This window comes from Streptosporangium subroseum (assembly GCF_900188345.1).
Taxonomy (GTDB): domain Bacteria; phylum Actinomycetota; class Actinomycetes; order Streptosporangiales; family Streptosporangiaceae; genus Streptosporangium; species Streptosporangium subroseum.
This window is the reverse complement of sequence record NZ_FZOD01000035.1, coordinates 56,561-81,469: the sequence shown is the minus strand read 5'-3', so window position 1 is coordinate 81,469 and position 24,909 is coordinate 56,561. Positions and strand designations below refer to the sequence as shown.

21 protein-coding genes and 1 pseudogene are annotated in these 24,909 nt (G+C 68.9%); 13 read left to right on the top strand and 9 right to left on the bottom strand.

All coding sequences use genetic code 11. The annotated features are described in order from the left end of the window. Positions 1 to 69: 69 nt before the first annotated feature. On the bottom strand, positions 70 to 4,803 hold the full coding sequence (locus CHC08_RS29125) for a discoidin domain-containing protein (RefSeq protein WP_218825548.1): 4,734 nt from the start codon (positions 4,801 to 4,803) through the stop codon (positions 70 to 72). Positions 4,804 to 5,358: 555 nt separating this feature from the next. Between CHC08_RS29125 and CHC08_RS51760 the strand changes: the two are divergent. Continuing rightward, positions 5,359 to 5,466: pseudogene (locus CHC08_RS51760) on the top strand (hypothetical protein); the annotation flags it as partial. Positions 5,467 to 5,805: 339 nt separating this feature from the next. Continuing rightward, complete coding sequence (locus tag CHC08_RS50850) at positions 5,806 to 6,573, top strand: GNAT family N-acetyltransferase (protein WP_245878629.1); 768 nt, start codon at positions 5,806 to 5,808, stop codon at positions 6,571 to 6,573. On the opposite strand, the gene CHC08_RS29110 is transcribed toward CHC08_RS50850, so the two are convergent. Beyond that, positions 6,522 to 7,262: a TioE family transcriptional regulator gene (locus CHC08_RS29110; protein WP_089210571.1), complete on the bottom strand. Its 741-nt coding sequence runs from the start codon at positions 7,260 to 7,262 to the stop codon at positions 6,522 to 6,524. The two genes, CHC08_RS50850 and CHC08_RS29110, sit on opposite strands and share 52 nt — an antisense overlap. 90 nt (positions 7,263 to 7,352) lie before the next feature. Here CHC08_RS29110 and CHC08_RS29105 point away from each other — a divergent pair, with 90 nt between their 5' ends. Beyond that, entirely contained in the window at positions 7,353 to 8,519 is a 1,167-nt protein-coding gene (locus CHC08_RS29105; protein WP_089210570.1) for an erythromycin esterase family protein, read from the top strand. Positions 8,520 to 8,622: 103 nt separating this feature from the next. After that, positions 8,623 to 9,762, top strand: a complete 1,140-nt coding sequence (locus CHC08_RS29100) for an NAD(P)/FAD-dependent oxidoreductase (protein ID WP_089210569.1) — start codon at positions 8,623 to 8,625, stop codon at positions 9,760 to 9,762. Positions 9,763 to 9,893: 131 nt separating this feature from the next. Here CHC08_RS29100 and CHC08_RS29095 read toward each other — a convergent pair whose 3' ends face one another. Next, a complete protein-coding gene (locus tag CHC08_RS29095; protein WP_089210568.1) occupies positions 9,894 to 10,625 on the bottom strand; it encodes a class I SAM-dependent methyltransferase in 732 nt (243 codons plus the stop codon). A 109-nt stretch (positions 10,626 to 10,734) separates the two neighbouring features. Further along, a complete protein-coding gene (locus CHC08_RS29090) occupies positions 10,735 to 11,154 on the bottom strand; it encodes a hypothetical protein (RefSeq protein ID WP_089210567.1) in 420 nt (139 codons plus the stop codon). A 345-nt stretch (positions 11,155 to 11,499) separates the two neighbouring features. Between CHC08_RS29090 and CHC08_RS29085 the strand changes: the two genes are divergently transcribed. After that, positions 11,500 to 12,387: a LysR family transcriptional regulator gene (locus CHC08_RS29085; RefSeq protein WP_089210566.1), complete on the top strand. Its 888-nt coding sequence runs from the start codon at positions 11,500 to 11,502 to the stop codon at positions 12,385 to 12,387. Between the two features lie 125 nt (positions 12,388 to 12,512). On the opposite strand, the gene CHC08_RS29080 is transcribed toward CHC08_RS29085, so the two are convergent. After that, entirely contained in the window at positions 12,513 to 14,258 is a 1,746-nt protein-coding gene (locus CHC08_RS29080) for a DUF2264 domain-containing protein (protein WP_089210565.1), read from the bottom strand. A 159-nt stretch (positions 14,259 to 14,417) separates the two neighbouring features. Here CHC08_RS29080 and CHC08_RS29075 point away from each other — a divergent pair, with 159 nt between their 5' ends. The 5 genes from CHC08_RS29075 to CHC08_RS29055 all read left to right on the top strand — a co-directional run bounded on the left by CHC08_RS29075 (position 14,418) and on the right by CHC08_RS29055 (position 19,703). Then, positions 14,418 to 15,470, top strand: a complete 1,053-nt coding sequence (locus CHC08_RS29075) for a substrate-binding domain-containing protein (RefSeq protein WP_218825546.1) — start codon at positions 14,418 to 14,420, stop codon at positions 15,468 to 15,470. A 105-nt stretch (positions 15,471 to 15,575) separates the two neighbouring features. After that, a complete protein-coding gene (locus tag CHC08_RS29070; RefSeq protein ID WP_089210563.1) occupies positions 15,576 to 16,886 on the top strand; it encodes an ABC transporter substrate-binding protein in 1,311 nt (436 codons plus the stop codon). A 65-nt stretch (positions 16,887 to 16,951) separates the two neighbouring features. Beyond that, complete coding sequence (locus CHC08_RS29065; RefSeq protein WP_089210562.1) at positions 16,952 to 17,842, top strand: carbohydrate ABC transporter permease; 891 nt, start codon at positions 16,952 to 16,954, stop codon at positions 17,840 to 17,842. Further along, positions 17,839 to 18,678 (top strand): carbohydrate ABC transporter permease, encoded by an 840-nt coding sequence (locus tag CHC08_RS29060; protein WP_218825545.1) that lies wholly within the window; start codon positions 17,839 to 17,841, stop codon positions 18,676 to 18,678. The genes CHC08_RS29065 and CHC08_RS29060 overlap by 4 nt, the downstream gene beginning before the upstream one ends. Positions 18,679 to 18,701: 23 nt before the next feature. Further along, a complete protein-coding gene (locus CHC08_RS29055) occupies positions 18,702 to 19,703 on the top strand; it encodes a hydroxyacid dehydrogenase (protein ID WP_089210561.1) in 1,002 nt (333 codons plus the stop codon). A gap of 46 nt (positions 19,704 to 19,749) precedes the next feature. Here the strand turns inward: CHC08_RS29055 and CHC08_RS29050 are convergent, their stop codons facing one another. Beyond that, entirely contained in the window at positions 19,750 to 20,922 is a 1,173-nt protein-coding gene (locus CHC08_RS29050) for a hypothetical protein (protein WP_089210560.1), read from the bottom strand. A 66-nt stretch (positions 20,923 to 20,988) separates the two neighbouring features. Beyond that, positions 20,989 to 21,297: a hypothetical protein gene (locus CHC08_RS29045; RefSeq protein WP_089210559.1), complete on the bottom strand. Its 309-nt coding sequence runs from the start codon at positions 21,295 to 21,297 to the stop codon at positions 20,989 to 20,991. A 331-nt stretch (positions 21,298 to 21,628) separates the two neighbouring features. Between CHC08_RS29045 and CHC08_RS49805 the strand changes: the two genes are divergently transcribed. From CHC08_RS49805 to CHC08_RS29035, 3 genes are all read left to right on the top strand, one after another. Continuing rightward, positions 21,629 to 21,766, top strand: coding sequence for a hypothetical protein (locus tag CHC08_RS49805; RefSeq protein WP_179282271.1), 138 nt, complete (start codon positions 21,629 to 21,631; stop codon positions 21,764 to 21,766). Between the two features lie 122 nt (positions 21,767 to 21,888). Beyond that, on the top strand, positions 21,889 to 22,239 hold the full coding sequence (locus tag CHC08_RS29040) for a BlaI/MecI/CopY family transcriptional regulator (protein WP_089210558.1): 351 nt from the start codon (positions 21,889 to 21,891) through the stop codon (positions 22,237 to 22,239). A gap of 6 nt (positions 22,240 to 22,245) precedes the next feature. After that, positions 22,246 to 23,193: a M56 family metallopeptidase gene (locus CHC08_RS29035; RefSeq protein ID WP_089210557.1), complete on the top strand. Its 948-nt coding sequence runs from the start codon at positions 22,246 to 22,248 to the stop codon at positions 23,191 to 23,193. On the opposite strand, the gene CHC08_RS29030 is transcribed toward CHC08_RS29035, so the two are convergent. Further along, a complete protein-coding gene (locus CHC08_RS29030) occupies positions 23,125 to 23,964 on the bottom strand; it encodes a DivIVA domain-containing protein (protein ID WP_218825544.1) in 840 nt (279 codons plus the stop codon). The genes CHC08_RS29035 and CHC08_RS29030 overlap by 69 nt on opposite strands. Further along, a partial coding sequence (locus CHC08_RS50845) for a cation diffusion facilitator family transporter (protein ID WP_218825543.1) occupies positions 23,961 to 24,909 on the bottom strand: 949 nt, incomplete at its 5' end. The genes CHC08_RS29030 and CHC08_RS50845, both read right to left, overlap by 4 nt.

Genomic DNA, 24,909 nt, shown 5'->3' with positions numbered 1-24,909 from the left:
TCACTGTCTGAGAGAGTCTCAGCGGGGGGTGGTGGCGGCGCTGTCAGGGACGCCGCCACCGGGGGAGTGCTAGCCGCAGTCGATCGCGCCGTACGGCACCTGTTCCACCGCGGTGACCGGCACGCCGTCGACGGTTCCGGTGACCTTCACGGTCGCCGTTCCGGCCGGGATCGACCTGGCGCGGGAGTTGAACGCCTGGTAGGCGAGCTTCCCGGGCGCCACGCCGGCCACGGTCCGCGATCCGTACGGCGTGATCAGCTCGATCGTGAGCGGCACGTCGTCGTTGTTGCGGACGTTGAGGGCGACGTAGGCGTTTGTGCCGGTGCACTGGCTGCGCGCCTGCGCGTCCGTCTTCCAGACCGGGCCGCCTTCACCCACCGTGAGCGTCAGCGTGGTCCGGATGGTGCCGGCCTCGCTGACGTACGGAGGCAGGACCAGGTCGCCGATGACCGTGTAGGTGCCGTCGGTGTCGACGATGTCGGGGTCGAACCGCCAGTTCACGCCGATGGCCTGGTTGTCCCTGGATCCGTCGTTGTAGGAGACCTCCACCTTGGTGGGCAGGTAGGGCAGCTCGCCGACCTTGACGTGCTGCTCGAAGGATTCGGCGCCCTGGATCGAGATGCCGTCATCCGACATCTCCGGGCGCACGTAGACGCGGGCCTCGGCGATCAGACCGTAGGCGTCGTTGGTGCCGTAGATCACGAACGGGTCGACGTTGGCTTCCGCGACCATGTCCGGGGTGATCGGCTGCCACGTGAACGCCACGGTGCCTCGGGCGCCGCTGGTGTAGACCGCGTCCAGCGTCGCCGGCGGGGTGGGCACCAGGCCCACGCCGGTCCGGATGAGCACCGGCGAGCGCACCGAGTCGACGGTCTCGCCGTTGGCGCGCCAGCGCAGCACGCCGGTGCCGGCGCCGCCGGACATGAGGCCCCAGATCCGGATACGGATCCGGCTCGTGGTCACCGGTTCGAAGGTGAAGCGGTTGTAGGCGTTGGTGGCCAGACCGTTCTCGTACGAGGAACCTCCGGCGAGCGTCACCGGCGTCCAGGTGGTGCCGTCCGTCGAGGTCTCGACGGCGTAGGTCGTGGCCGTCGGGCGGCGGGTGCCGCCGTTGTCGTCATACCAGTAGATGTCGGTCGAGGAGAGCCGCACCGGTGAGGTCCACTGGTACTGGATCCACGCCTCGTTGGCGGGGCTGGTGCCGTTGCGCGGCTGGCCCCAGTTGCCCCAGCCGGTTCCGGCGCCGGGGTTGGAGTTGCTCGGCGTCGTGGCCTCGTTGACGCGAGAGTGGTTCTCCCAGGACGCGGTGCCACTGGTGGTGATCGACGCCGTGGAGCCGAACTCCGCGACGACGTCCTTCTTGGCGAGGGTCACCGGCACGGTCGCCGACGACCGCTTCTCTCCGTCGTCGGCGGAGAACCGGAAGACGTAGTCACCGGCGACGGTGCCGGTCACCCGGGTGGACAGCGCCTTGGGGTCGGTGAAGATGACGCCCGCGCCCTGCGGCGCCGAGACGGTCTCCCAGCCGAAGGTCAGCTCGTCGTCGTACGGCACGCCGTCGTCGGAGGCCGTGCCGACCAGCCGGGTGGACAGGTTGCCGTCCGCCGAGCCGTCGCGCGTGGCGGTGACGGCCGGCGCCTGGTTGGTGACGTCCGGCACGTCGCGGCCCGAGTCGAACACCTGGATCTCGGAGATCGCGGTGTAGTAGGTCGGGCTGTTGGTGAAGACGATGCGCACCTTGCCCGCGGACACGCTGTCGAACAGCGCCTCGTTGAACTTCGCCGTCGGGACGGCCGGGTTCTTGAACTGGCCCGGCACCTCCTTCCAGCCGCCGTTGCCGTCGGGCACCTGGACCCACCAGCGGGCGGGTTCGTGGTAACCACCGGCCTGGCGGTCGCTGACGAAGAGCACCTTGATGTTGTCGAAGGACTTGGCCGAGCCCAGGTTCAGCTCGACATAGCCGTTCTTGTCGGTCGTGCCGTAGTTACCCCAGTAGGGCTCGTTGGCGGTGACGCCGTCGGTCACGGCCGCCAGCGACACGGGCTGCTCGGTCTCCTTGACGGCGCCGGGCGTGTAGTTCATCGAGGTGGTGCTGTAGCCGGGCGTGTGGAACTGCCGCCACGGGGTCGGCCGGGTGCCCTGCTGGGTGTACGACGAGGCGAGGGTGGCGCCCTTCGCCAGGTTCACCGAGTCCTCGGTCAAGTCGATGCCGGCCGTCTTGAGGTACGAGACGACGCGGTCGTCGTCGATGGGGGTGTTCACCGCGGCCGGGAAGTCGTCCCCGTCGGTGGCCTGGAAGGTGACGGTGAGGCCGTCCTCGGCCTGGACCTGGTTGGTCTTCGGGTCGTAGGTGACCTTGCCGAGCTGGTTGGTGCTGACCTTGCGCTCGCCGTTCAGGAACAGGCTGTATCCCGCGCCCAGGCCGTACTTGGTGCCGTCCGGGTCCCAGACGATGGTGAGGTCCTCGCCGTGGTACCGCAGGTTGTTGACCATGAAGTGCTCGTAGCCGAACTTGATCGGCCAGAGCTCGATCTTGTCGTCGGACCGCGGCTGGATGCCGGCCATGTCCTCGACATAGATGTAGTTCATGTTCCCGAGCATCACGTGGTTCGGGTTGTTGCGGTTGTAGGTCTTGGTGGCCGGGTTCCAGTTGGAGTAGTACTCCGACTGGTTCGGGGCCCGCATGTCGCCGTTCGGGTAGATGCTCCAGGCCATCCAGTCAAGCAGCCGCTTGGCGTAGGCCGGGGTGATGTACTTCCCGTCCGGGTCGTAGTGCCGCAGCGCCGCCCGCACGGCGCGATACTGCACGGTGAAGTTGATGTTGGAGAAGTTGTTGGAGCCGCCGATCCCGTAGGCCGTCCGGTCGTACTGGTTGGCGGTGTAGAAGGGGAAGATCGGGAAGTTGTCGCCGTAGGTCAGGAAGCGGTAGCCGTCGACGTACTTCTGCGCCTGGTCGTACGGGATGAGGTTCTCGGAGTAGACGTCGTAGAGGTTCGACTCCTTGGCGGGGATCGACCCGCGGGCCTCCGCGGGCAGCGGGTTGGCGCGACCATTGGAGGTGGCCCCGCTGGTGGCGCCGTGCGACGTGGCGGCCAGGAACATCCGCATGTCCGGGCTCCACAGCTTGTTCAGGATCGCGTCACGGATGCCGTTGGCGCTGGTCGCCATCTGGTCGACCTTGGCCTGGTCCTCGCCGGCGATCTGGTAGAGCTGCCGGGCGGCGTCGAAGGCGCCCCACACATACGCCGACTCCGGACGCTCGATCGTCCGCGCGCCGGGGGCGCCGGCGCCGGTCTTCGGGAACCCGAAGGAGATGGCGTCCGCGTCGTTGCCGGGCATGTAGTTGGTGTCGTACGCGATGAGCTTGTCGTTGTTGCCGTCGTAGTGCTCGAGCTGGCCCTTGCCGTCGCCCTCGAAGAAGTGGGCGAACTTCTCGGCGATCTCCTTGCCGCCACCGTGCACGTTGTAGGCCTCAAGGCCGGCCGTGCCGATGTACTGCGAGTAGTGGTTGTTCCAGCTCGTGTGCCCCGGGCTGTCCAGGAAGGCCGAGGAGCCGGACAGCTCGCCGATGTTGAGGATCTGGCCGTACGGCAGGTACGGCGTGCGCAGCCACTTGGTGTCCTGCAGGTGCATCGGCTGGGTCAGCGCCACGGCGTTCTGATAGAGGTTCACCCCCTCGATCGTCGTGGGGTACTGGTAGACGTAGCCGGTCGCGTTGGCGTCGAGGGAGTTGTAACGCTCCCCCCACCAGCGGTAGACGATGGCCTTCTCCAGCGCGGGGTCGGGGACGTTGATGTAGGGCACGTCCTGCGCCCAGCGGCGGTTGAACGCCGTGATGCCGGTGCGCACCGCCTCGGCGGGGGTCAGCTCGGCGTAGTCGTGGTAATCCTTCACCGTCTGCGGCAGCGAGGCCGAGGAGACCGCGCCGACCACGGAGAGCGAGACCGTGCCACCGGCGGGAACGGTGATCTCACGGTCCAGGTTGGCGCCGCTGCGGGTGAAGCCGGTTCCGGTGAGGCCGATCTTGACGGTGTCCCACGGGGTGTCGACGAGTCCGTTGTTGGAACCGCTGGTGATGACCCGGGTGCCGGTCAGCTCGGCCGCGGTGGCTCCCGCCTGGGTGGCCAGCGGCGAGGCCGCCCGGACCGTGAAGGTCGCCGCAGACCCGCCGGGGTTGGTGAAGCTGATGGCGGTGACCGCGGCGTTTTCGTAGGTGATGAACTTCGTCAGATCGGCGGTGACTCCGGTGGTGCCGATCGTGTACTGGCTCTTGGCGTGGCTGGGCGCGTTGAACCGGTTCGCGTTCACCTCGGTCACGGTCTGCCCGGGCACGGTGACCGTGTACAGGTTGCCGAGGTTGTTGGGACCTCCGACGAAGGTGCTGCCGGCGAAGCCCATGACGGTGAAGTTGTTGTTGCTCGCGCCGCGCATGTACAGCGAGCGGCCCCGGGTCATCAGCACGGCCGACCCGATCGCTCCGCGGACACCGAGCACGCGGTCGAGGTAGTAGTCCGTGCCGCCGGCGGCCAGGTCTTTTTCGAAAATCGACTGTTGCATGCTCGACGCGGTGAACGGTACGCCGGGCTTGAGCTGGTTGGCGACGTCGCCGACGTTGCCGTATACCGGGTCCCCGATGTCCATGACGTGGCTCTGACCGTTGGTGTAGACACCCACGTCGCCCTCGTTGCCGGGGAGAACCGGACCGGCGGCGTGCGCGGTGGGCGGCAGGCTGACCAGGCCCGCCACGGTGAGCGCGGCCAGAGCGACCCAGGTGGGCGCTCGGCCTATGCGTCTGACATTCATTAGACTTCCTCCTGCTACCGGGATTGGTCGGTTTCTTGCCGGCGTCGCGGCCTGGTTGGGACACGGACGCCGTCGTGAGGGGTGAATCTCGGCCGGTGGCATCGTGGATGCCTGTGCCACTGGAGGTGGCACGCTCCACAGGGCCATGCGTCGCCGGACGGCGTGGACGCGTCGTCCGGCGACGTGAACGGGATCAGGGACAGTCGTGCACTACCGCGCACCAACCGCACCGCGTTCCCCCGGAGAACGCGGGATCGGTCATGACGGGCAGCCCCCGGGTGGCCGCGCGAGTCCACATGGTGACCGTGACGGCTCCGGCCTCGGCGGGCCGCCGCTGTTGTCGCTCGCCAACCGAACCTCCGCACACCGCCGTTGACGGCATCAAAATGACCAATGCGGCACTGACCCGTACCTGTGGCTTCATGGCCTGCTCCGATACCCCCAACCCAACGACCGAAATTAACTAAAAGGTTTTCGTAACGTAGAAGAAACCTAGGGAGCTGTCAACGGATTGGGTGGGTTTAGTGACGTCTGACCAGCAAATGTCAGGCGAAAATGTTTTCGTTGGTGATGACCAGGCGGGCGACCATAACCGACGTGGCCACCTTGGCGGGCGCCTCCGTCGCCACCGCCTCAGCGCAGCTCGACAGCCGCGTCGATGTCCGTAAGGCGACCGGGCAACCGGTTCCGGACGCCGCCGCCCGGCTTGGTTTCCCGCCGAACGCACTGGCTCAGGGCCTGCGGTCCGGGCAGACCCGTACCGTCGGCCTGCTCACCGGTGACCTGGTCGGCAGGTTCGGCATCCCCGTGTTGCTCGGCACGAAAACGCTTTCGGGACAGGCAAGATGGCAGCGTTGCCCTTTCGGGACAGGCAAGATGGCAGCGTTGCCCTTTCGGGACAGGCAAGGTGGCAGCGTCACCCTGGGCATGGTGCCACGGGTAAGACCGACGATGGCCGGGACGCCGCCAAGACACACCAGCCGCCTCAATAGAGTTGTTTTCATGACCGCCGAACCAGCCCACGCCGTCCCCGCCATGCGCATGACCTCGCTTCACCTGGCTACCCGGAATGCCGCCGCTTTGTGGACCGCTCTCGCGGAGACCCGCGGACACGGACTGTTCCGTCGCCCCGGTTTTGTCAGCGTGGACGGAAACGAGCGCAACGGCCTGCGGATCCTGCTGCTCTCCCCGGAGCCGGACGCGGACGATCTTGCCGAGCTGACGGAACTGGCCCGGCGCCGGCCGGCCGGCCAGGTGGTCGTCGAGGACCCGTTCAGCTCGGTCGACATGAGTGATCTGGGCCTGACCCCCCGGCGGCTCCCCGTCATGATCCGTCACCCCGCTCCGGCCTCCGCGCCGTCCACCACGCCGTCCACCGTGCAGGTCGACCGGGTGGAAAGTGGCGACCAACTGGAGACCGTGGAACGGATCGTGGTCAACGGATTTCCCCTGCCGAACTTCCAGCCCTACCGCCCGGGTGAGGCGGTCCCCAGAAGCCTGCTGGAACGCCAGGGGGTCGACCTGTTCCTCGCCACGCGAGACGGAGCACACGCCGGGGCCTGCATAACGGTCACCGACGCTGAGGTCAGCGGGGTCTACTGGGTGACCACCCTGCCCGAGCACCGGTCGCGGGGGATCGGACGGGCACTCATGCACGCGGTCCTGGAGAACCTGAGGGGTCCCATCACCCTGACCTCGGCGACAGCCGGCAAGCCGCTCTACGACTCCCTCGGATTCGACACCGTCACCCGCGCGACCTGGTGGGCATGACCGTCACCTGACTCGCGGGCGCAGAGGTACGCGTCCAGGTCGGCGGCGCCCTTGAGCATGGCGCGGCCCCGGGCGGACAGGCGGGCCTGCCAGTCGCGCAGGGTCGACTCCAGCGGGGCGACGCCTCCGGCGGAGCGGACCTGAGCGATCAGCGGGGCGATCCGCTCCAGCAGGTAGCCGCCCCGTCTGAGCTGGTGGGCCAGCCGGACGTCCCGTACGTCGGCCGCGCTGTAGATCCGGTAGCCCGTCTGCGGATCGCGGCGCGGCCGGACCAGCCCGGCGTTCTCCCATTTGCGCAGGGTGGCGGGGCGGATGCCGAGCCTCCTTGCCAGGGGGCCGATGAACGTGTCGCCGCGCTCCTGCGGCACGGGCGCCAGATCGCGGAGCGCGGCTTCGACGGCCTGGAGGACGCGGCGGTCGTCGAGGAGCTGGCCGTGGCTCTCGTCGATGAGCCGCAGCGCGTCCTCGACGGCACCCCGGTTGACCGCCTGCATGATCGACGTGGCCGTCTGGTGACCGTGCCCGGGCACGAGGGCGAGGAACGCGCGCAGGGCTTGCGCGTGCAGCGGCGTATAGGTGCGATAACCGTGGACGGTGCGTTCGGCGGAGGGCAGGATGCCGTCGTCCTCGTAGTTTCTGATCGCCTGGGTGGACAGGCCATGCTCGCGCGCCAGGTCCACCGGCCTCATGGATGCACCACCGATTGAAGCTTTGTCGCGACAGGAGCGGGAATTTCGCGGGAAAGTTTACACCGAGGGTTCAAAGATACCGTTGAAGGCATGGATATCAAGAACACGGCCCGGCCGCTTGACGGCGCGGGCGTCTCGGCGTTCCTCCGGTCGCTTCCCGCCGAGCCCCTGCTGCTCGGCCTGGGCGAGGCCAGGCACTTCGTGGGGGAGCTGGGAGAGTTGCGCAACGAGATCTTCCGGCATCTGGTCGAGCACGAGGGCTACCGGTCCTTCGCCATCGAGAGCGACTGCCTCAGGGGCCTCGTGGTGGACGACTACATCACGACGGGCGCGGGCACGCTCGACGACGTCATGGAGCGCGGCTTCAGCCACGACTTCGGCACGCCCCCGGCCAACCACGAGCTCGTGCGCTGGATGCGCGCGTACAACGAGGAGCATGATGAAAAGCTCCGGTTCTTCGGCTTCGACGGCCCGCTGGAGTACTGGGCCGAGAGCCCGCGCCAGGCGCTCACCGCCCTCTACGCCCTCCTCGACGGCCCGCTTCCCTGCACCATGGAAACCCTCGACGCACTGCTCGGCCCGGACGACCGGTGGACGAACGAGGCCACGGTCATGGACCCGTCCCAGTCGATCGGCCGGTCCGCCGACGCCCAGCGGCTGCGGCTGCTCGCCGACGACCTGGTGGCACTGCTCGACACTCAGGCGCCGCGGATGAGCGCGAAGGACAGGGAGCGGGCGGAGCTGTACGGGCGCACCGCCGTCGGCCTGCTCCGCTACCACTCCTGGATGGCCGACACGTCCCCGGCGCGGATAATGCGGCTGTCGGCCCTGCGGGACGCGATGATGGCCGCCAACCTGCGCGCCGTCGCCGAGCAAGGCCCCGCCCTGGTCTTCACCCACAACCTCCACCTGCAGCGGAACAAGAGCCTCATGTCGCTCGGCGACCACCTGCTGGAGTGGTGGAGCGCGGGGGCGATCGCCGAAACGCACCTGGGCGACCGCTACGCCTTCCTGGCCTCCGCCTTCGGTACGGTCGGCGACGACACCCCGCCCCCGGACACCGTCGAGGGCATCCTGTCCACGCTCCCGTGGGACCACTCCCTTATCGACGCCCGCCGCCTGGCCGAGGCCGTCACGGAGCCCGTACCGCGCGTCTCCCACGACTTCGCCTATTTCCCGCTGGACCCGGCCCAACTCGCCACGATCGACGGCATCGTCTTCCTCAAGCAGGCTGTCAGGCTGGAAAAGCTCGGTTGACAGGCGCTGCGGGCCGTCCGAGTGTGGCGACGGTGTAGAGATACGGGGCGGGTATCGTGCAGACGGTCGCGGGTGTGGGGTACCGCCCTTACCGTCGCAAGGTATGCGGACCGTGGATGTACTGGTCGTGGGTGCGGGCCTGGCAGGACTGCACACAGCCTGCCTGCTCGCGCGACGGGGACTGAACGTGCTGGTGGTCGACCGCCGCAGGTCGCTGTCGACGGGCATCCGCACGACGGGGATCTTCGTGCGGCGCACCCTCGACGACTTCGACCTGCCGGATCACCTGCTCGGGCCCGGCATCAGGGACGTGCTGCTGTATCCGCCGTCGCGGCGGGCGCCGATCCGGCTCACCAGCGACCGGGACGAGTACCGCGTGGCCGACATGGCGGCCGTCTACGAGCACGCGCGTCGCGCGGCGGAGTCGGCCGGGGCGCGTGTCCTCCTGGGCGTACGGTATGTCGAGGCGTCGAGGGGTTCGGTGCGGTTCGCGGATGCGGAACCGGTGACGGCCCGGTTCATCGTCGGCGCGGACGGCGCCCGCTCACAGGTGGCCCGTGATCTCGGCCTTGACGTCAACCGGCGCTTCCTGCTCGGTGCCGAGATCGTCCACCCGGTCGCGTCGGGCACGGCCACCCCGGCGTTCCACTGCGTGCTGGATCCCCGGGTCGCTCCGGGGTATCTGGGGTGGGTCATCGACGACGGCCGGCACGCGCATGTCGGCGTCGCGGGATATCCGGACGCGATGCGCACCGGCATCCGCCACCTGCTGGACGCCTTCGCCGCGGACGCGCCCGGTCGTGTGGCGCCGGCCGGGCCCATCGAGCGTCGAGGTGGTCCGATCCCGGTCGGCGGTGTGCTGCGACGGTTGGTGTGCCCCGCCGGGCTGCTCGTCGGAGACGCGGCGGGCGCGGTGTCGCCACTGACGGCTGGTGGGTTGGATCCCTGCCTACGCATGTCCGGACTGGCCGCGGCGGTCGCCGCGGAGTACCTGCGTACCGGCGACCGGCGCATACTGAGCCGGTACGACGGGGACGCGTTGCGGGCCCGGTTCCGAGGCCGTCTGTTGCTGCGCCGCGCGTTCGCCGGCATCCGATCACCCGTCGCGGCGGAGGCGGCGGTGACCGCGCTACGTGGTCGTGCCGGTCGTGCTCTGGCGGCGCGCATCCTGTTCGGTGACGGCTCGTTTCCCGACGTCGACTCACGACTCGCGGACCCGGCGACCGGCCACCCGGGCCGGTGACGCCGACCGGCTCGCCGACGACCCGGGGTCTTCTCCCGGACGCTGAGTATCCCGATGGGTGCGCCGTCCCAGGGACACCTCAACGATCACGTCGAGAATCGATGGCACCAGGCTGATGCCGGGTACCGGGTTCAGATGCGCCGGGCGATCGTGATGATCTCGCGGCTGGTTTCGGTGATGGGACCCCGGTGCCAGTCGCCGTACTGATCCTCGATGGTGAACCCGGCCTCGGTCAGGAACCCGGCCAGTGCCGGGACGTCGAGGAAGCGCAGGCTTGCCCGGTCGACGCGGAGGACCGTGTCGTCGCGCTCGGCGGTGGTCTCGGTGAACGTGACGACATCGCCGACGACGGACTCGACCTCATGCCACATGCGTAGCTTGCGTCCGGTGGCGTCTTCGAGGTCGAAGGCGTTCGACGGGTTCCAGCTTTCCCAGGCGCGGGCCTGCGGGTGGCGGGTGCCGAAGACGAATCGGCCACCGTCGCGGAGCGAGGCGCGGATCGCGGTCAGGGAGGCCCGCAGTTCGTCGTCGGTGACCAGGTGCTGGAAGGCATTGCTGGTCATCGTGGCCAGGTCGAACTCTCCGTCCCAGGTGGCGTCGGCGGCGACGCCGGAAACCCATTCGATGCCGGTGCGGCGTTCGGCCCGATCCAGCATGCCCTGGTCGGGGTCGAGACCGACGAGACGTCCGGTGTGACCGAGGTCGCGGGCGTGGTGCAGCATGCTCCCGGTACCGCAGCCGAGATCCAGTACGGCGTCGGCCGCCATCACGAGTTCGGTGCAGAAGACGACCTCGGGGTAACGGGCGGGGTCCCACGGGTTTATCACGTCGTAGAGAGCCGCGGCCTCAGCATCAGAGAACATTCCGGCAGTATCCACAGACGGCCGACGAAAGCCAACCGAATTACGCCGTGCGCTGCTGCGCGAGATCCGCTGAACGCGGGAGCGTCCGGCCGCCCCGGCGAAGTCCCGGCTACAGGTTGTCGCCGCGTAGGAAGGCCTCGATACCGAGCTCTATGTCGCTTTTGGCCAGGACCGTCTCGATCGCTCCCTTGGCGAGCTCGTCAGCCAGGGCGAGGACCGCGGTGGTCTCACGTTGCAACTCGGTGACCAGGGCGGCGTAGCACTCGACCTGGTCGCGCTGGTCAGGGGTGATGCCCTCGGCGGCCCACTGCCGCCCCTGCTCGGCGAACATCTCGGCGTCCTCGGCCGTCTGGCCGAACATTCGCTTCACCCGGGCCACCGTGGCGTCATCGAGAACCCCGGGTGTCGCACGGGCTTTCTCCAGATTGGCCCGCTTCTCGCGCACCATGGTCACGCTCTGCTCGACGTGCGCGGTCAGCGCGTCCAGCATGCCGAGCGAGTCCCGAGTGGATTCCTGCCGCTCCGCCATCGCTATGCGCCTTTCGCGGTGATCTGCCGCCGACCTGGTCAGCGTAGCGGTGACGCGTCCGGGCGGGCGGGGAAATCTTGTAAGAAATAAGCTCCGGGCTCCCGAGAGTCTCTCCAGGTCATCCAGCCCCAGGATCAGGGCGTTTTCCGCGTGGACGCGTCCATCGCTGTTGCGGATGATCTGGGCGAAGGGGTACCGGTGCCGTCTTGTCCATTAAAGGCGTCATCGCGTCACTCCGGAAGGGGTCCGGCTCCTCCGGCCACTAGGATGACGCCGATAAATAGGTGGAACAGCGACAAAGTGCGCAAGGTCGTATCACCCCCCGAGTCAACGCGAGAGAGAGTCGTGGAACTTCGCGACATCGAGATCTTCCTGACCTTGGCCGAAGAGCTGCATTTCGGCCGGACCGCCGAACGGCTACGCGTCACCCCCGCCCGCATCACCCAGGCCATCAAGAAACAGGAACGCCAGATCGGCGCCCCGCTATTTGAGCGCACCAACCGCACGGTCCGGCTGACCCCGCTCGGCCGCCAGCTCCGCGACGACCTCTGGCCCGTCTACACCGGGCTCCAGGACGGCATGCGCCGCGCCATGCTCGCCGCCCAGGGCGTCACCGCCGTGCTGCGCGTCGGCACGCTCCCGATCAACATCCACGACCTGCGCCTCTACTGGGACACCTTCCGCGCCCGCCACCCGCAGTGGAAGCTGCAGATCCAGCAGGCCTCCTTCGTCGACCCGTTCGCCGGGTTGCGCCGCGGCGACCTCGACGTCCTGATCTGCTGGCTGCCGGTCGAAGAACCCGACCTGACGGTGGGCCCGGTCCTGTTCGCCGAGCCGCGGGTGGTGGCCGTGGCCGCCGACCACGAACTCACCCGGTTCACCTCGGTCTCGCTGGAGATGGTCGCCGACTTCCAGCACGCGAACCCCCCGGCGTGGACGGACAACTGGGCCGACGGCTACGTCCCGTCCCACACCCGCGCGGGGCGGCGGATCGAACGCGGCCCGGTGGTACGCAACACGGAGGAGGTTCTCACCCTGGCCAGCACGGGGGAACTGGTCAGCCTCTTCCCCGCCCACATGAGGCGCTATTGGAGCCGGCCCGACATCGCCTACCTGTCTGTCTGGGACATCGACGTCCTGCCGTACGCCCTGGTATGGCGTGCCGAGGCCGAGAACGACCTCATCCGGGCCCTCGCCCGAGTCGCCGCCGACCTCGGCACCCTTGCCCTCTGAGCCGCGCGTTCTGGGCACGTCGCGTTTGTCTCGCACGTTGAGGAGCCCCGCATCGGGTCGAACCCATCCTGGCGCGACGCCGCCGCCCCGGCCCGGAGGAGTCGGCGCGCCGCGTTGTCGTCGCCCTACTCCTGCGGATCGCGCGAGGTGACGATGAAGCGCTCGTCGTCCGGCCAGACGATGGCGACGCGGTCGACGTCCACCTCGACGTGGACGTCCACGGGGTCATCCCCGTAGCCCAGCACGGCCAGCGAAACCGCCCAGCCGTCCTCGGTCACGCCGTCCAGCGCGGGGACGAGGGCCGGGCTGCCGAAGGCCGTCCCCTCGACGGCCTCCAGCGCCGCGGCGGTGTCGTAGCCGTACAGGCCGGTCAGGCGGGAGCGGAGTCCGTCAGGTGCGGTGAGCGCGACCGACAGATCTTCGATCTCGGCCGTGGCGCGGGGGAGCGCCCAGCCTGTCTGACGCACGCGGGAGCCGGCCGCGACCCGGTGGACGCGCACCTCCGCCGTGCCGCGCAGCACGCTCACGCTCTCGACGCCGTCGGTGATCGACGCGGCCCAGGCGATCTCGTCCCGCCGTCCCGCGCCACCCGGCTTGAGCACCCCGCGCGGCGCGGCGGCCCCGTCGGCGCCGACGAGCCCGAAGTGGTTGTCCGGTACGTCGGCGGCCGTGGTGGGCCCGGTGTGGGTGGAGTAGGCGTACCGGTCGTAGAGCGGGTCGTCGCGGTCGTGCCGGATGCCATGGTTGAGCACCCTGGCCACCCCGTCGCGGTTCTGCACGACCAGCCCCGGCCCTTCCAGCGCCGCCGGCCCGACCGGGCCGGGCTCCTCGATCGCCGTCCAGAGCGGGTGGTCCGCGGGAGCCAGCAGTCCGACGAACGCCTTGGCCGCCCAGTACGGCGAGGCAGAGCCCGAGTACGACTGGAGCGTGGCCTCGTGCTGCCCGAACCACCCCAACGTCATCAGGTTCTCCGCCGACAGCGCGTCGTGCTCCAGGAAGTAGCGGACCGATCCGGAGGCCAGCCGTCGCGTGGCACCGGGGGACAGCGGGGTCCGGCCGGTCACCGCGCCCAGCATGAGGGAGGCGAGCGTGGCGAAGCGATAGGTCATCGATCGCCCCTGGTACAGGGGCTCGCCGTTCGCCCCGAACATCAGCGCGTAGCTTTCGAGGAACGTTCGCAACCGGCTCTCGTGCTCGGGCCTCGGCGCCCCGGACAGCAGCCCGGACAGGACCGGATAGAAGTGCAGTGCCCAGCCGTTGTAGTGGTCGAAGCCCCGGTTGTCCCCGTCGGTGTACCACCCGTCCCCGACGTACCAGTCCTCGATCCTGGCGAGCCCGCGCTCGATGGCCGCCCGGGCGGCCTCCTCCTCGATCCCGACGCCGGCCAGGAATCCGCCGACGGTGACGGGGAACAGCCACCAGTTGTTCGGAGCGGGTTCGTGGTGGAACACGGTGGCCAGGTAGGCGCCCAGCCGTTCGCGCTCGGCGTCGCCGAGCGTGTCCCACAGCTGCTCGCGGGTAAGCCAGAGCCCCAGTGCCAAGGACGCCGCCTCGACCATGGGCTGGAAGCGGTCGGCCACGGCGGGCCAGACGCCGGGCCCGCTGACGAACCCCCGCCGGTACGGTTCGAGCAACTCGGCGGGCCCGCCGCCGGCCACGCGGAAGGCCGCGATCAGGAACGTCCTGGCGAAGCCCTCCAGGCCGTCGCAGTCCGACCAACTGGCCCGCCCCGGCAGCCGGATCGTCGCACCGTCCGCCGACCGGTACGGCTCCACCGCGGTCAGCAGGCCGTCGGCCAGGGCTTCCCAGTGGGCTCGGGTCCACCCGGTGTACGGGCTGAGCGATCGGTCTTCTGGTGGCAGGGAGAGCATCGCGAGACTCCAGAGTAGACGGAAACCGCTTTCCGGCGGGCCGACTGTAGTGGCCCGTCTCGTCGCGCACAAGTTATCTGATCGAACGAAAGGAAAACGTTCATAACGAACGCTATGTCCGTTAGAATCTCCGCATTCCTCCGGCTGAAGGAGCCACCGTTGTCCGTCGAGCAGCGCCACAGACTCATCCTCCGTCAGCTTCGCGACAGAGGATCGGTCCGTCTGACCGAACTGGTGCAGGAGCTGGGCGTCTCGGCGGTCACCCTGCGCAGGGACGTCGGGCATCTGGCCGACCAGGGACTCCTGCTCAGAGTGCACGGCGGCGTCACGCTCCCTCCGGCCGCCGAGCAGGCCCCGGGTGGCCTGTCCGCCGCCGCGGCGGGGCTGACCATCGGCATGCTGGTCCCCTCCGCCCACTACTACTACCCCGGGGTGATCAAGGGGGCACAGGAGCAGGCGGGCCGCACCGGAGCGCGACTCGTCCTGGGCATCTCCCGTTACGAGGAGGCCGAGGACCGCGCGCAGGTGCGCCAGCTCGTCGAGGGCGGCATCGACGGCCTGCTGCTGACCCCGAGCAGGCAGCCCGACGAGTCGCACGTCGACTGGCTGGCCGGCCTGCACGTGCCGACCGTGCTGGTGGAGCGGCGTACCGAGCTGGCCGGACCCGCTTCGACGCTCGACGCGGTGGCCTCCGACCACGCCCACGGCGCCTACCTGGGCGTGCGCCACCTCGCCGAGCTCGGTCACCGCAGGATCGCGCTGGTGGCCTATCCGAGCCCCACCACGCCGAGGATCAAGGCCGGCGTCCTGTCCGGGGCCGCCGTGCTGGGGATGGAGGCGCCGAGAGAGATCGTCATCGATCGTGAACGGCCCGTTGAGCAGCTCATCGCCGAGGTGGTGCGGCTGGTGCGTGAAGATGGCGTGACCGGCCTGGTCGTGCACAACGACGAGGACGCGCTCTCACTGGTCAGGCACTTGGGAGCGGTGGGCGTGGACATCCCGGGCGAGGTGTCGATGGTGGCCTACGACGACGAGGTGGCGACCTTCTGCTCGCCGTCGCTCACCGCGGTCGCGCCGCCCAAGATGGACGTCGGCCGCTGCGCCGTGGACATGCTGATCAGGCGGGTCACTCACGGTCCGGCCGTCTCGACCCGCCACCTGGCCCTCCTGCCCACCCTGCGGGCCCGGGAGTCGTCGGCCTCGCCGCGGTGAACGCTCTTTCGAAGTGATTTCGTTATGAGCAAATTGAGCAAACCTCTCGACAACAGTCGAATTGCGAGCGAATGATGCTCTAACGATCGACTCGGAGGTTCTGTGATGAAACGTAAGCACATTGCCGGTGTGGCCGGTCTGGTGGCGGTGGCCACCCTGCTGGCGGGCTGCGGCAGCGGTGATTCCGGCGCCGGAGAAGGAGGCAAGACCGCCGCGGGCCCTGAGCAGATCGTGTTCTGGGGCTGGGCCAAGGGCACCAAGGAAGTCGTCGACGCGTTCAACACGTCGCACACCGACATCCAGGTCAAGTTCGAGGAGATCCCCTCGGGTAACGCGGGTGGCTACGCCAAGTTCTCCAACGCCGTCAAGGCCGGCAACGCACCCGACCTCATGTCGGTGGAGTACCCGCAGGTCCCGGACTTCGTCACGCAGGGCGCGCTGCAGGACATCACCGCGGAGACCGCCGACGTCAAGTCCAAGTACCCGGCCGGCGTCTTCCAACTGGTCGAGCTGGGCGGCAAGACCTGGTCGCTGCCCCTGGACGCCGCGCCGCAGGTCTTCATCTACCGCAAGGACCTGTTCGAGAAAAACAAGATCGACGTGCCGAAGACCTGGGACGACTTCCGGGCCGCCGCGGAGAAGGTGAAGAAGGCCGACTCCGAGGCCCGCATCGGCAGTTTTTTCCCCGACGACCCGAACCTGCTGGCCACGTTCGCCTGGCAGGCCGGCGGAAGGTGGTTCAACTCCGACGGCGGCGCGTGGAAGGTGTCGATCGATGACGAGCCCACCAAGAAGGTCGCCGCCTACTGGGAGGACCTGATCAAGGAGGACCTCGTCAAGGTGCAACCCACCCTCAGCCAGGAGTGGATCGCGTCGCTCGCCAAGGACCAGGTGTGGGGCTACCTCGGCGCCAACTGGTCGGCAGGCATGATCAAGAGCAACAACGCGCCGCAGAGCGGCAAGTGGACCGTCGCCCCCGCGCCGAACTGGGGAACACCTGCCAGCGGGATGTTCGGCGGCACCACCTTCGCCGTCAGCAAGGGCAGCAAGCACGTCAAGGCCGCCGTCGAGGCCGCCAAGTGGTTCACCGGCTCGCCCGAGTCGTGGAAGGCCCGGCTGGGCTCGGGCACCTCCAGCGCGTTCCCGGCCATCGCCGACCTCGTGCCCGTCGCCTCCCAGAGCTTCGACACCGCCTTCTACGGCGGCCAGGACATCTACCAGGTCTTCCGCGAGTCCTACGACACCATCCAGCCAGGCTGGACGTGGGGACCCAGCATGGTGCAGGTGCTGACCTCGTTCAAGGACAAGCTCGGCCAGGTCTCCACCGGCGCGACCACCGTTCCCGACATCCTGACCCAGGTGCAGGCCGAGACGGTGAACGAGATCAAGGGACGTGGACTGTCCGTCGCCTCCTAGCGCCCGCCGTACCCCCTGCCCGCCGCGGACACCCCGCGTGGCGGGCATCGCCCGGAAGGAAACCTATGTCCTCCTCCACTCAGCGCTCCAAGGGCGGGCGCTGGGCGGTCCTTCTGCTCACCGCACCGTTCTTCGTGCTGTTCGCCGCCGTTGTCATCGCCCCGCTCGGATACGCGCTCTGGCTGAGCCTGTTCAGCGAGCAGTCGTCCGGGCTGGGATTCGGCGGCACGGAGAGCGTCTTCACCGGCCTGGGCAACTACCTGACCACGCTGGCCGACCAGGCGTTCCGCGACGGCTTCGCGATCGTGGCACTCTACGCCGCCCTGTACATCCCGCTGATGCTCGGCGGCGCGCTGGCGCTGGCCCTCCTGCTCGACTCCGGCATCGCGATCCTGCGCAGGTTCTTCCAGCTCGCGCTGTTCATGCCGCACGTGGTGCCCGGCGTGATCGCCGGACTGATCTGGCTGTACCTGTACCTGCCCGGCATCAGCCCGATCGTCTCAGCGCTGCGCGACGGCGGGATCGAGTGGGACTTCCTCGGCGACCACGTGCTCGGCTCCGTGGTCAACGTCGCCGTGTGGGAGTGGATCGGCTACAACATGATCATCTTCTTCGCCGCGTTGCAGGCCATCCCGCGTGAGGTACTGGAGGCGGCCACGATGGACGGCGCCGGGCCGATCCGGGTGGCCCTGCGCGTGAAGCTGCCCCTGATCAGGGGTGCGGTGATCACCGCGCTGCTGTTCACCGTCATCGGCTCGCTGCAGCTGTTCAACGAGCCGATGGTCATGGACGGCGTCAGCAACGGCATCGTCAGCACCTGGACGCCGAACATGTACTCCTACGCCGAGGCGTTCGGCAAGAACGACATCGGTCAGGCCGCCGCCGCCTCGGTCCTGCTCGCCGTACTCGCCGCGGTCCTGTCCTACTTCGTCACTAAGTGGGGGAACAAGAAGTGACGTCCCGCCTCGTGTCCAAGGGAGCGGTCAACGTCTTCCTGCTGATCGCCGCCGTCTATACGCTGCTGCCGCTGACCTGGCTGCTGTTCGCCTCGACCAAGTCGCTGTCCGACCTGTACTCGACGCCGGGCTTCGCCCTGTCCGACCTCAACCTCGGCGCCAACCTCTCGGCCGTGGCCGCGGAGGGAGACGGCATCTTCTTCCGCTGGTACGTCAACAGCCTGCTGTACGCCGGCGGCGGCGCGGCGCTGGGCGCGCTGATCAGCGTGGCCTGCGGCTACGCCTTCGACAAATACGACTGGCGGGGCAAGGAACGCCTGTTCGGCCTGGTTCTGCTCGGCGTGCTGGTGCCCACCACCGCCACCGCGATCCCGCTGTACCTGCTGGTTTCCAAGGTCGGGCTGGTCAACTCGTTCTGGTCGGTGTTCATACCGGCGCTGGTCCACCCGTTCGGGGTCTATCTGGCGAGGGTGCTGTCGACGGGATACGTGCCCGGCGAGGTGCTGGAGGCCGCCCGATCCGACGGCGCGGGTGAGATCCGTACGTTCGTCTCGGTCGCGCTGCCCATGCTCCGGGCCGCCTACGTGACGATCTTCCTGTTCCAGTTCACCGGGATCTGGAACAACTTCTTCCTGCCCCTGGTGATGCTCTCGGACCAGCACCTGTTCCCGCTCAGCCTGGGACTGTACTCGTGGAACACTCAGGTGACCGCGTTTCCGGAGTACAGCACGCTGGTGATCACCGGGTCGCTGCTCTCGGTGGTGCCGCTGCTGCTGGTCTTCGTGTTCCTGCAGCGGTTCTGGCGGGCCGGGATGACGGCGGGTAGCGTCAAGTGAGCACGTACTCGGGGGAAAGCGACATGATCGAAAGAAGGCCGAAAACCCTGCTCGCCATGGGCGTGCGGGTGGCCGAGCGGCTGGTCACCGGCCCGGTGCGCGAGCGGCTGGTCACGGTGGCCGACGTGGATCCGGACCTGGTGGCCCACGACTTCGCCGACCCGCGGGTGGCGGCGGCGCTGGCCGAGGCGGAAGTGCTCTACACGAGCTGGGGGTGCCCGCCGATCACCGCCGAGGTGCTGGCCGCGGCACCCCGGCTGCGGGCCGTCGTGCACGCGGCCGGGTCGGTCAAGTACCACGTCACCGATGCGTGCTGGCAGCGTGGCCTGCTGGTGTCGTCGGCCGCGGCGGCCAACGCCGAGCCGGTCGCCGAGTTCACCCTCGCCGCGATCCTGTTCGCCAACAAGCGGGTGCTGGAGATCGCCAGGCTCTACCGGGAGCATCACGTGGCGCTCGACTGGGACGGTCGTTTCCCGGGATTCGGCAACTACCGGCGGACGATCGGCATCGTGGGCGCTTCCAGGATCGGACGGCGGGTGCTCGAACTGCTGCGCCCGTTCGACGTGGACGTGCTCATCGCCGACCCGTATCTGACCGAGGACCTGGGCGTGCAGCACGTGGAGCTGGACGAGCTGCTGGCGCGCTGCGATGTGGTCAGTCTGCACGCGCCCTTGCTGCCCGAGACCCGGCACCTGATCGACGCGGCGCGCCTGGCGCGTATGCGCGACGGCGCGACACTGATCAACACGGCCAGGGGCGCGCTGGTCGACCAGGAGGCGCTGACGGCCGAGCTGGTCAGCGCCCGGCTGTTCGCGGTGATCGACCACACCGAGCCGGAGGTCCTGCCGGCCGACTCGCCGCTGTACGACCTGCCGCAGGTCCTGCTCACCCCGCACATCGCCGGCTCGCTCGGCGGCGAGTTGGCCCGCATGGCGGACCTGGCACTGGACGAACTGACCCGCTACGCCCGCGGGCTGCCGTTCGCGCACGGTGTGGCGAGCGAGACGCTCGCGCGGATCGCCTGATCCACCGCCCTGCTCGCCACCAGAACCGTGCGGCTGCCAGGGGGTCTCACTTGGCGGCGGCATCGAGCAGGTAGCGGCGTTGCTGTTCGGTCAGGTCACCGAGGCGGCGGCTGACGTCGATCCCGTCGGCTGTCAGCAGGGCGGCGATCTCGGCGGCCCTGTCGCCGGGCAGGGCGCGCAGGAGCCATCCGACGTGGGCGTTTTTTGTGGTGTCGTCGGTGCGGGCCAATATCTCGGTCAGGCTCATCCGGCCGGAGGCCACCGCCGCGCGCAGCTGGGATTGGGTCAGCGGGGTCGGCGGGGCTGGTGGCCGGCGAAGGGGCATGGGGGTGGGCGCGGCGGGTGCCGTACGGTCGGCGGCGTGAGGTGTCCGCTCGGTTCGCGGGTGGTCTTCGCCCAGCGCGCCGTGCGTGGTGACCAGGAGGACGCCCGCGATGACGGCGACACTTGCGGCGACGGTCAGGTGGCGTTTGGACAGTCGGCCGCCGGCTTGACCGGCGGCGGCGAGCCGGAGGCCGACGACCGCGGTGCGTAGCAGCACGCCGGTGACCATGCCGAGCAGGATCGGCACGATCTGAGCGGGCAACGGGGCAACGGTGGCGATCAGAACGCCGGCGGCCGGGCTGGCGCAGGAGACCAGCAGCCACGGAGCCAGGCGTTGTCCGGCCATGTCCAGGAGCGCGGCCAGGGCCAGTCCCTCACTGGCGGAGTGGACCATGAGGGCGATGACAACGACGGCGGATGCGGTCAGTGCCAGCGTCGCGCCTTCGATCGCCCGGTGCATGGTGAGGGCGGCGGCGGTGCCCATGCCGCCGAACAGCGCGGCGTCGACGGCTTCCTTGACGCGGCGGTGCAGGCCGGGCGCGTGCCTGCCGGCGGCCCGTCTGGACCCCCCATGCTCATGCCCGCAGCCTTTGCGGGTGAAATAGGTGATCACGAGGAAGCCGAACGCGATGGCCAGCCCGACGGCCCACAGGGGCACTCCGGTTTCGGCCGCGTCTCGCCAGGCGTCGGGGAGCAGGTCGGCCAGAGCGGTGATCAGCATCATCGCTGAGGCGATCGCCAGCCAGACCGTCACCTTGGTGGAGTTGCGCCGGGCCAGCCACGCCCCGGCGAGCGTGGACAGCGATACCAGGAGCACCGCGGCCCATGCTCCGGTGCCGGGAGGTGCCCCCTCCAATGCCGGCCCCAGCATCTGTGTCCGATTGGCCAGCAGCATGTCTCACCACCTCTTATGGGGGTCGATCAGGGAAAGTTCTGAAACGGCCGGTGGATCGTTCAGCGGTCATCGGCGGCGGAGCGGCCTGTGGGCGTGCAGGCCTGCGCACTGGCCGGTGGTGGCGTCGGTGGTGTCGGGGCCGGATGTCGGCCGGTGTCCGAGCGCGTCTCGGGCGCGTGGCTCCGCTGGGAATTCGATACGGGCCGAGCCGGCCTCCAGCGCACGGCCGAACGCGGGGAGAGTGTTCTCCAACCCGGCGCTCCGATATCCCCGATCGGAGAAGGCACTCGGCGTCGAACACTTCACCGTCGCCGCCGCGGCGGCAGACATCCGGGTGATCTCGGCCACCGTGAGGACCGTCAGCAATACGATCATCAGTGCCTCTCCTCGCAGGATCCGGGGCGTTCCGCGTCGTGGGGATTTCCCATCTCTGGCCGATGAGCGTCGCCGGGGGCGGAAGACAGGAGTCATGGGCGGTTACCTGAGGCCGCTACTCAGTGACCTCGCACAGGTGGTGGGCTGAGGCTCAGCCGCGTTCAGGGCGGCGGTGGTTCGCTTCGCGATCATCGCGATGTCTCCCTTCGATCGGCATCTGTTCACCGGTCTGGGCCGGCGGTTCGGTCAAGCTAGGGGCGCCCGACCTGCGATGCTCACGAAGAGTAATCTCCTCGTTGCCTAATGATTAAACACCTGAGCAATTGAACAGATGTTCTTTAGAGTGAACGGCCCGTGTCCCGAATCGGGCACGTCACCGGCCCCCACCACCAAGGAGAGCGAAACGTACGTGGTGCTGGAGAGCACGGGACCGGTTGACTTCGCCGCCCTCGCCGCCCTCGCCGCCTGAGCCGGCACCCGCGGCATACCGCGGTGAGGCGTTGTCACCGGTGCCCACGTGCAGCGACCGCCCGGGGAAGAGCCGGTAGCCTTCGGGAGGCACAGCCACGAAAGAGGCGGAGGGGCTGACGGGTGCGGCTCGGTAACCTGGAACGTTCGATCATGGAAGCGTTGTGGAACCATCCCGAGGGGATGCTCGCCCAGGACCTGGCCGACGCTCTGCCCTCGACGCCCGCGGTCACGACCGTACTGACCGTGCTGGTGCGGTTGTCGCGTAAGGGCCTGGTCACGCGCGAGCGCACCGGCCGAGCCCACCTGTATCACGCGAGTGCCGGCAAAGACGTGTTCGTCGCCGAGGCCATGCGTGAAGTGCTCGACGGAGCCGGCGATGTGGAGGCCGCGGTCAGCCGCTTTGTTGGCAGCGTGTCGCCGCAGGTGGCCGCCGCGCTGCGGGACGCGCTCAACAGCCGTGACCCGGACTGAGGCGCCGTGATCGTCTGGCTGATCGCGACAGCCGCCGCGCTGGTACCCCTGCTGCTCGGAGGCCGGGCCACAGCACGGCTCGCCGGCGCCGATTGGACGCACCGGTGTCCTCGCGCCGCCCTGGTCATGTGGCAGGCGATCGGGCTGGCCGGCGGGACGGGCGCGATCGGCATCGGCCTGGTGGCCGCGGTGGCGCCGCTCGCGGCGGTCTTTCCGCACGGCGCGCACACTCTGGTTCGCCAGCTCTTCGACGGTCGGGGGCTGGCCGGTCTGGGACCGATGCACATTGCCGCGCTGGTGTGGAGTGCCGGTCTGATCGGCTGGTTGTCGCTGCACACCGTGCGGATCACGGTGCGCACGGTTCGAGCGCAGAGCAGGCAGCGGCTGCTGGTGGACGTCGCGGCCGACCCTTGCGTGATCCACGACGCCTACGTGCTGCCCGGTGCCCGCCCGGTGGCCTACTGCATCCCCGGCCGACGCGCCCGCATCGTGCTCAGCACCGGAACGCTCGAGCTCCTCGGCGCCGAGGAGCTCGAGGCGGTGCTCAGCCACGAGCGGGCACACGCCACCGGGCGCCACGACCTGCTCCTGCTTCCCTTCCTGGCGCTCGCGCACGCCTTCCCCTGGCTTCCCACCGCGACCACGGCCCGCCAGGTGGTTCCCGTACTGCTGGAGATGCTGGCCGACGACCGGGCCCGCCGCGTCCACGGAGAGCTGCCGTTGGCCCGGGCGCTGGTGCGGATGGCCGCCCCGATGACCGGCCCCACCGCCGCGGGGAGCCTGGCTCTGGCCGATGCGGCGGTCGTGGACCGCGTGGAGCGGCTTCTGCGGGGACGGCAGCCACAGCCGGGCTGGGTTCCGGCCGCCGCTTACTGCACCGCCGGACTACTCCTGAGCGGGCCGTTGGCCGTACTGATCGCACCCGTACTGTGCATCACCATCTGGCGAATCTGACAGTGAGGCGATCTCGGCGTCGCGATTGCCGTCATCATGGCTCTGACCGTCGGTGGGCGGATGGCATTGATGATGACCACGCCTTGGTTCGCCGAGACCTACCGGCTGCGGCAGGCACGTCATCGCGTCGTCTTGCTCCCGCAGTTCCAGGAACAGGTTTCGCAGCTGACCGACGTGACCTTCCAGGGTCTCCACCATTCGGCTGCCGTGGTGATGGAGCAGGCCGTGCAGGGCTTCGGCTCTGCGCTGCCGCTCCACATAGGCGCCGTCCAGAGTTTCCGTGGCCCGCCGGTGCTTTTCCTGGGAATCGCGTTCCAGGGCCGCTGCCTTGTCGAGGGCTTCGCGCTCGATGGCTTCCGCGAGCTCGCGGGCCTCTGCCACGATCGTGTCGGCTTCCTGCCGGGCCGCGGCGATCGCCTCATCGGCCGCCTCCTGGGCGCGCATGACGATTCGCGCCGCGCTGTCACCCGCTGAGGGCGAGACCTGCCGGGAGGCACGGTCGGCAGTCGTCAGCCGAGTGCTCAGCCGCGCGTTCTCCCGGAGCAACCTCCTCAGGGTGGACTCGATCTCGCTGAGGAAGGTGTCCACCTCTGCCAGGTCGTAACCCTCGCGGAGACGAACCGTGGGAAGCACCTTGTTGCGCACATCATGGGGGGTCAGCAGCCTGCCACCGGCGTTGAGATGTGAGCTGAGCTGCAGTACGGATACGGGATCGACCATGTTCTCGTGAGCATGCTCATGCTCTCCGTATTCCCTGTGTTCTTCACTCACGACTGTCTCACCGGACCTTTCGAGACGCCGCCGCGTGGGGGCAGGTAGTGGGGGCCGTGCGGATCGGTGCAGTGGCCGGCATCGACACACTCGCTCTCGCCCACCGCGTCGTCGGGTGCGGGATCGATCTGCAGGGTGGTGTGGGTGATTCCGTAGGAGCGGGCCAGCAGGCCTTGAAGGCGGCGCCGTACGGCGGCGGCGTCGCCGTCGGGGCGGATGAACACGTGTGCCGACAGCGAGGAGTAGCCGGAGGCCAGCTCCCACACGTGCAGGTCGTGGACCTCGGCGACGTCGGGCTGGCTCGCGAGTCGTGTGCCGATCTCGGCCGGGATCAGTCCGGACGGCGCGGCTTGGAGGAAGATCCGTCCGGTTTCGCGGATGAGGCCGTAGCCGGCCTTGAGCATGAGGGCCGCCACCAGGAGGGTGGCGAGGGCGTCGGCCTGGGCGAAGCCGGTCAGGGTGATGATCAGTCCGGAAAGGGCGGTGGCGATGAAGGCGTAGAGGTCGTTGACGATGTGCTGGAAGGCGCCTTCGATGTTGAGGTTCGATCGGTCGGCTCTGCTGAGGAGCCAGGTCGCCGCGAGGTTGACGGCGATGCCGATCAGTGCGGTGATCAGGACCAGGTCGCCCTGGACCTCGGGGGGGTTGAGGAGGCGTCGGATCGCCTCGTAGAGGAAGAATCCGGCCAGTAGCAGCAGGGTGGCGCCGTTGAGCTGGGCCGAGAGGATCTCGGCGCGTTTGAGGCCGTAGGTGAAGCCGCCGTGTGGCGGGCGGGTGGCCAGGCGCATCGCTATCAGGGCGAACCCGATGGAGGCCGAGTCGGTGAGCATGTGCCCGGCGTCGGAGATCAGCGCCAGGGATTGCGCGGCGAGGCCGACGACGACCTCGCCCGCCATGAAGACGATCAGCAGGGCCAGGGCGGCACTCAGGTAACGGCGATCCGCG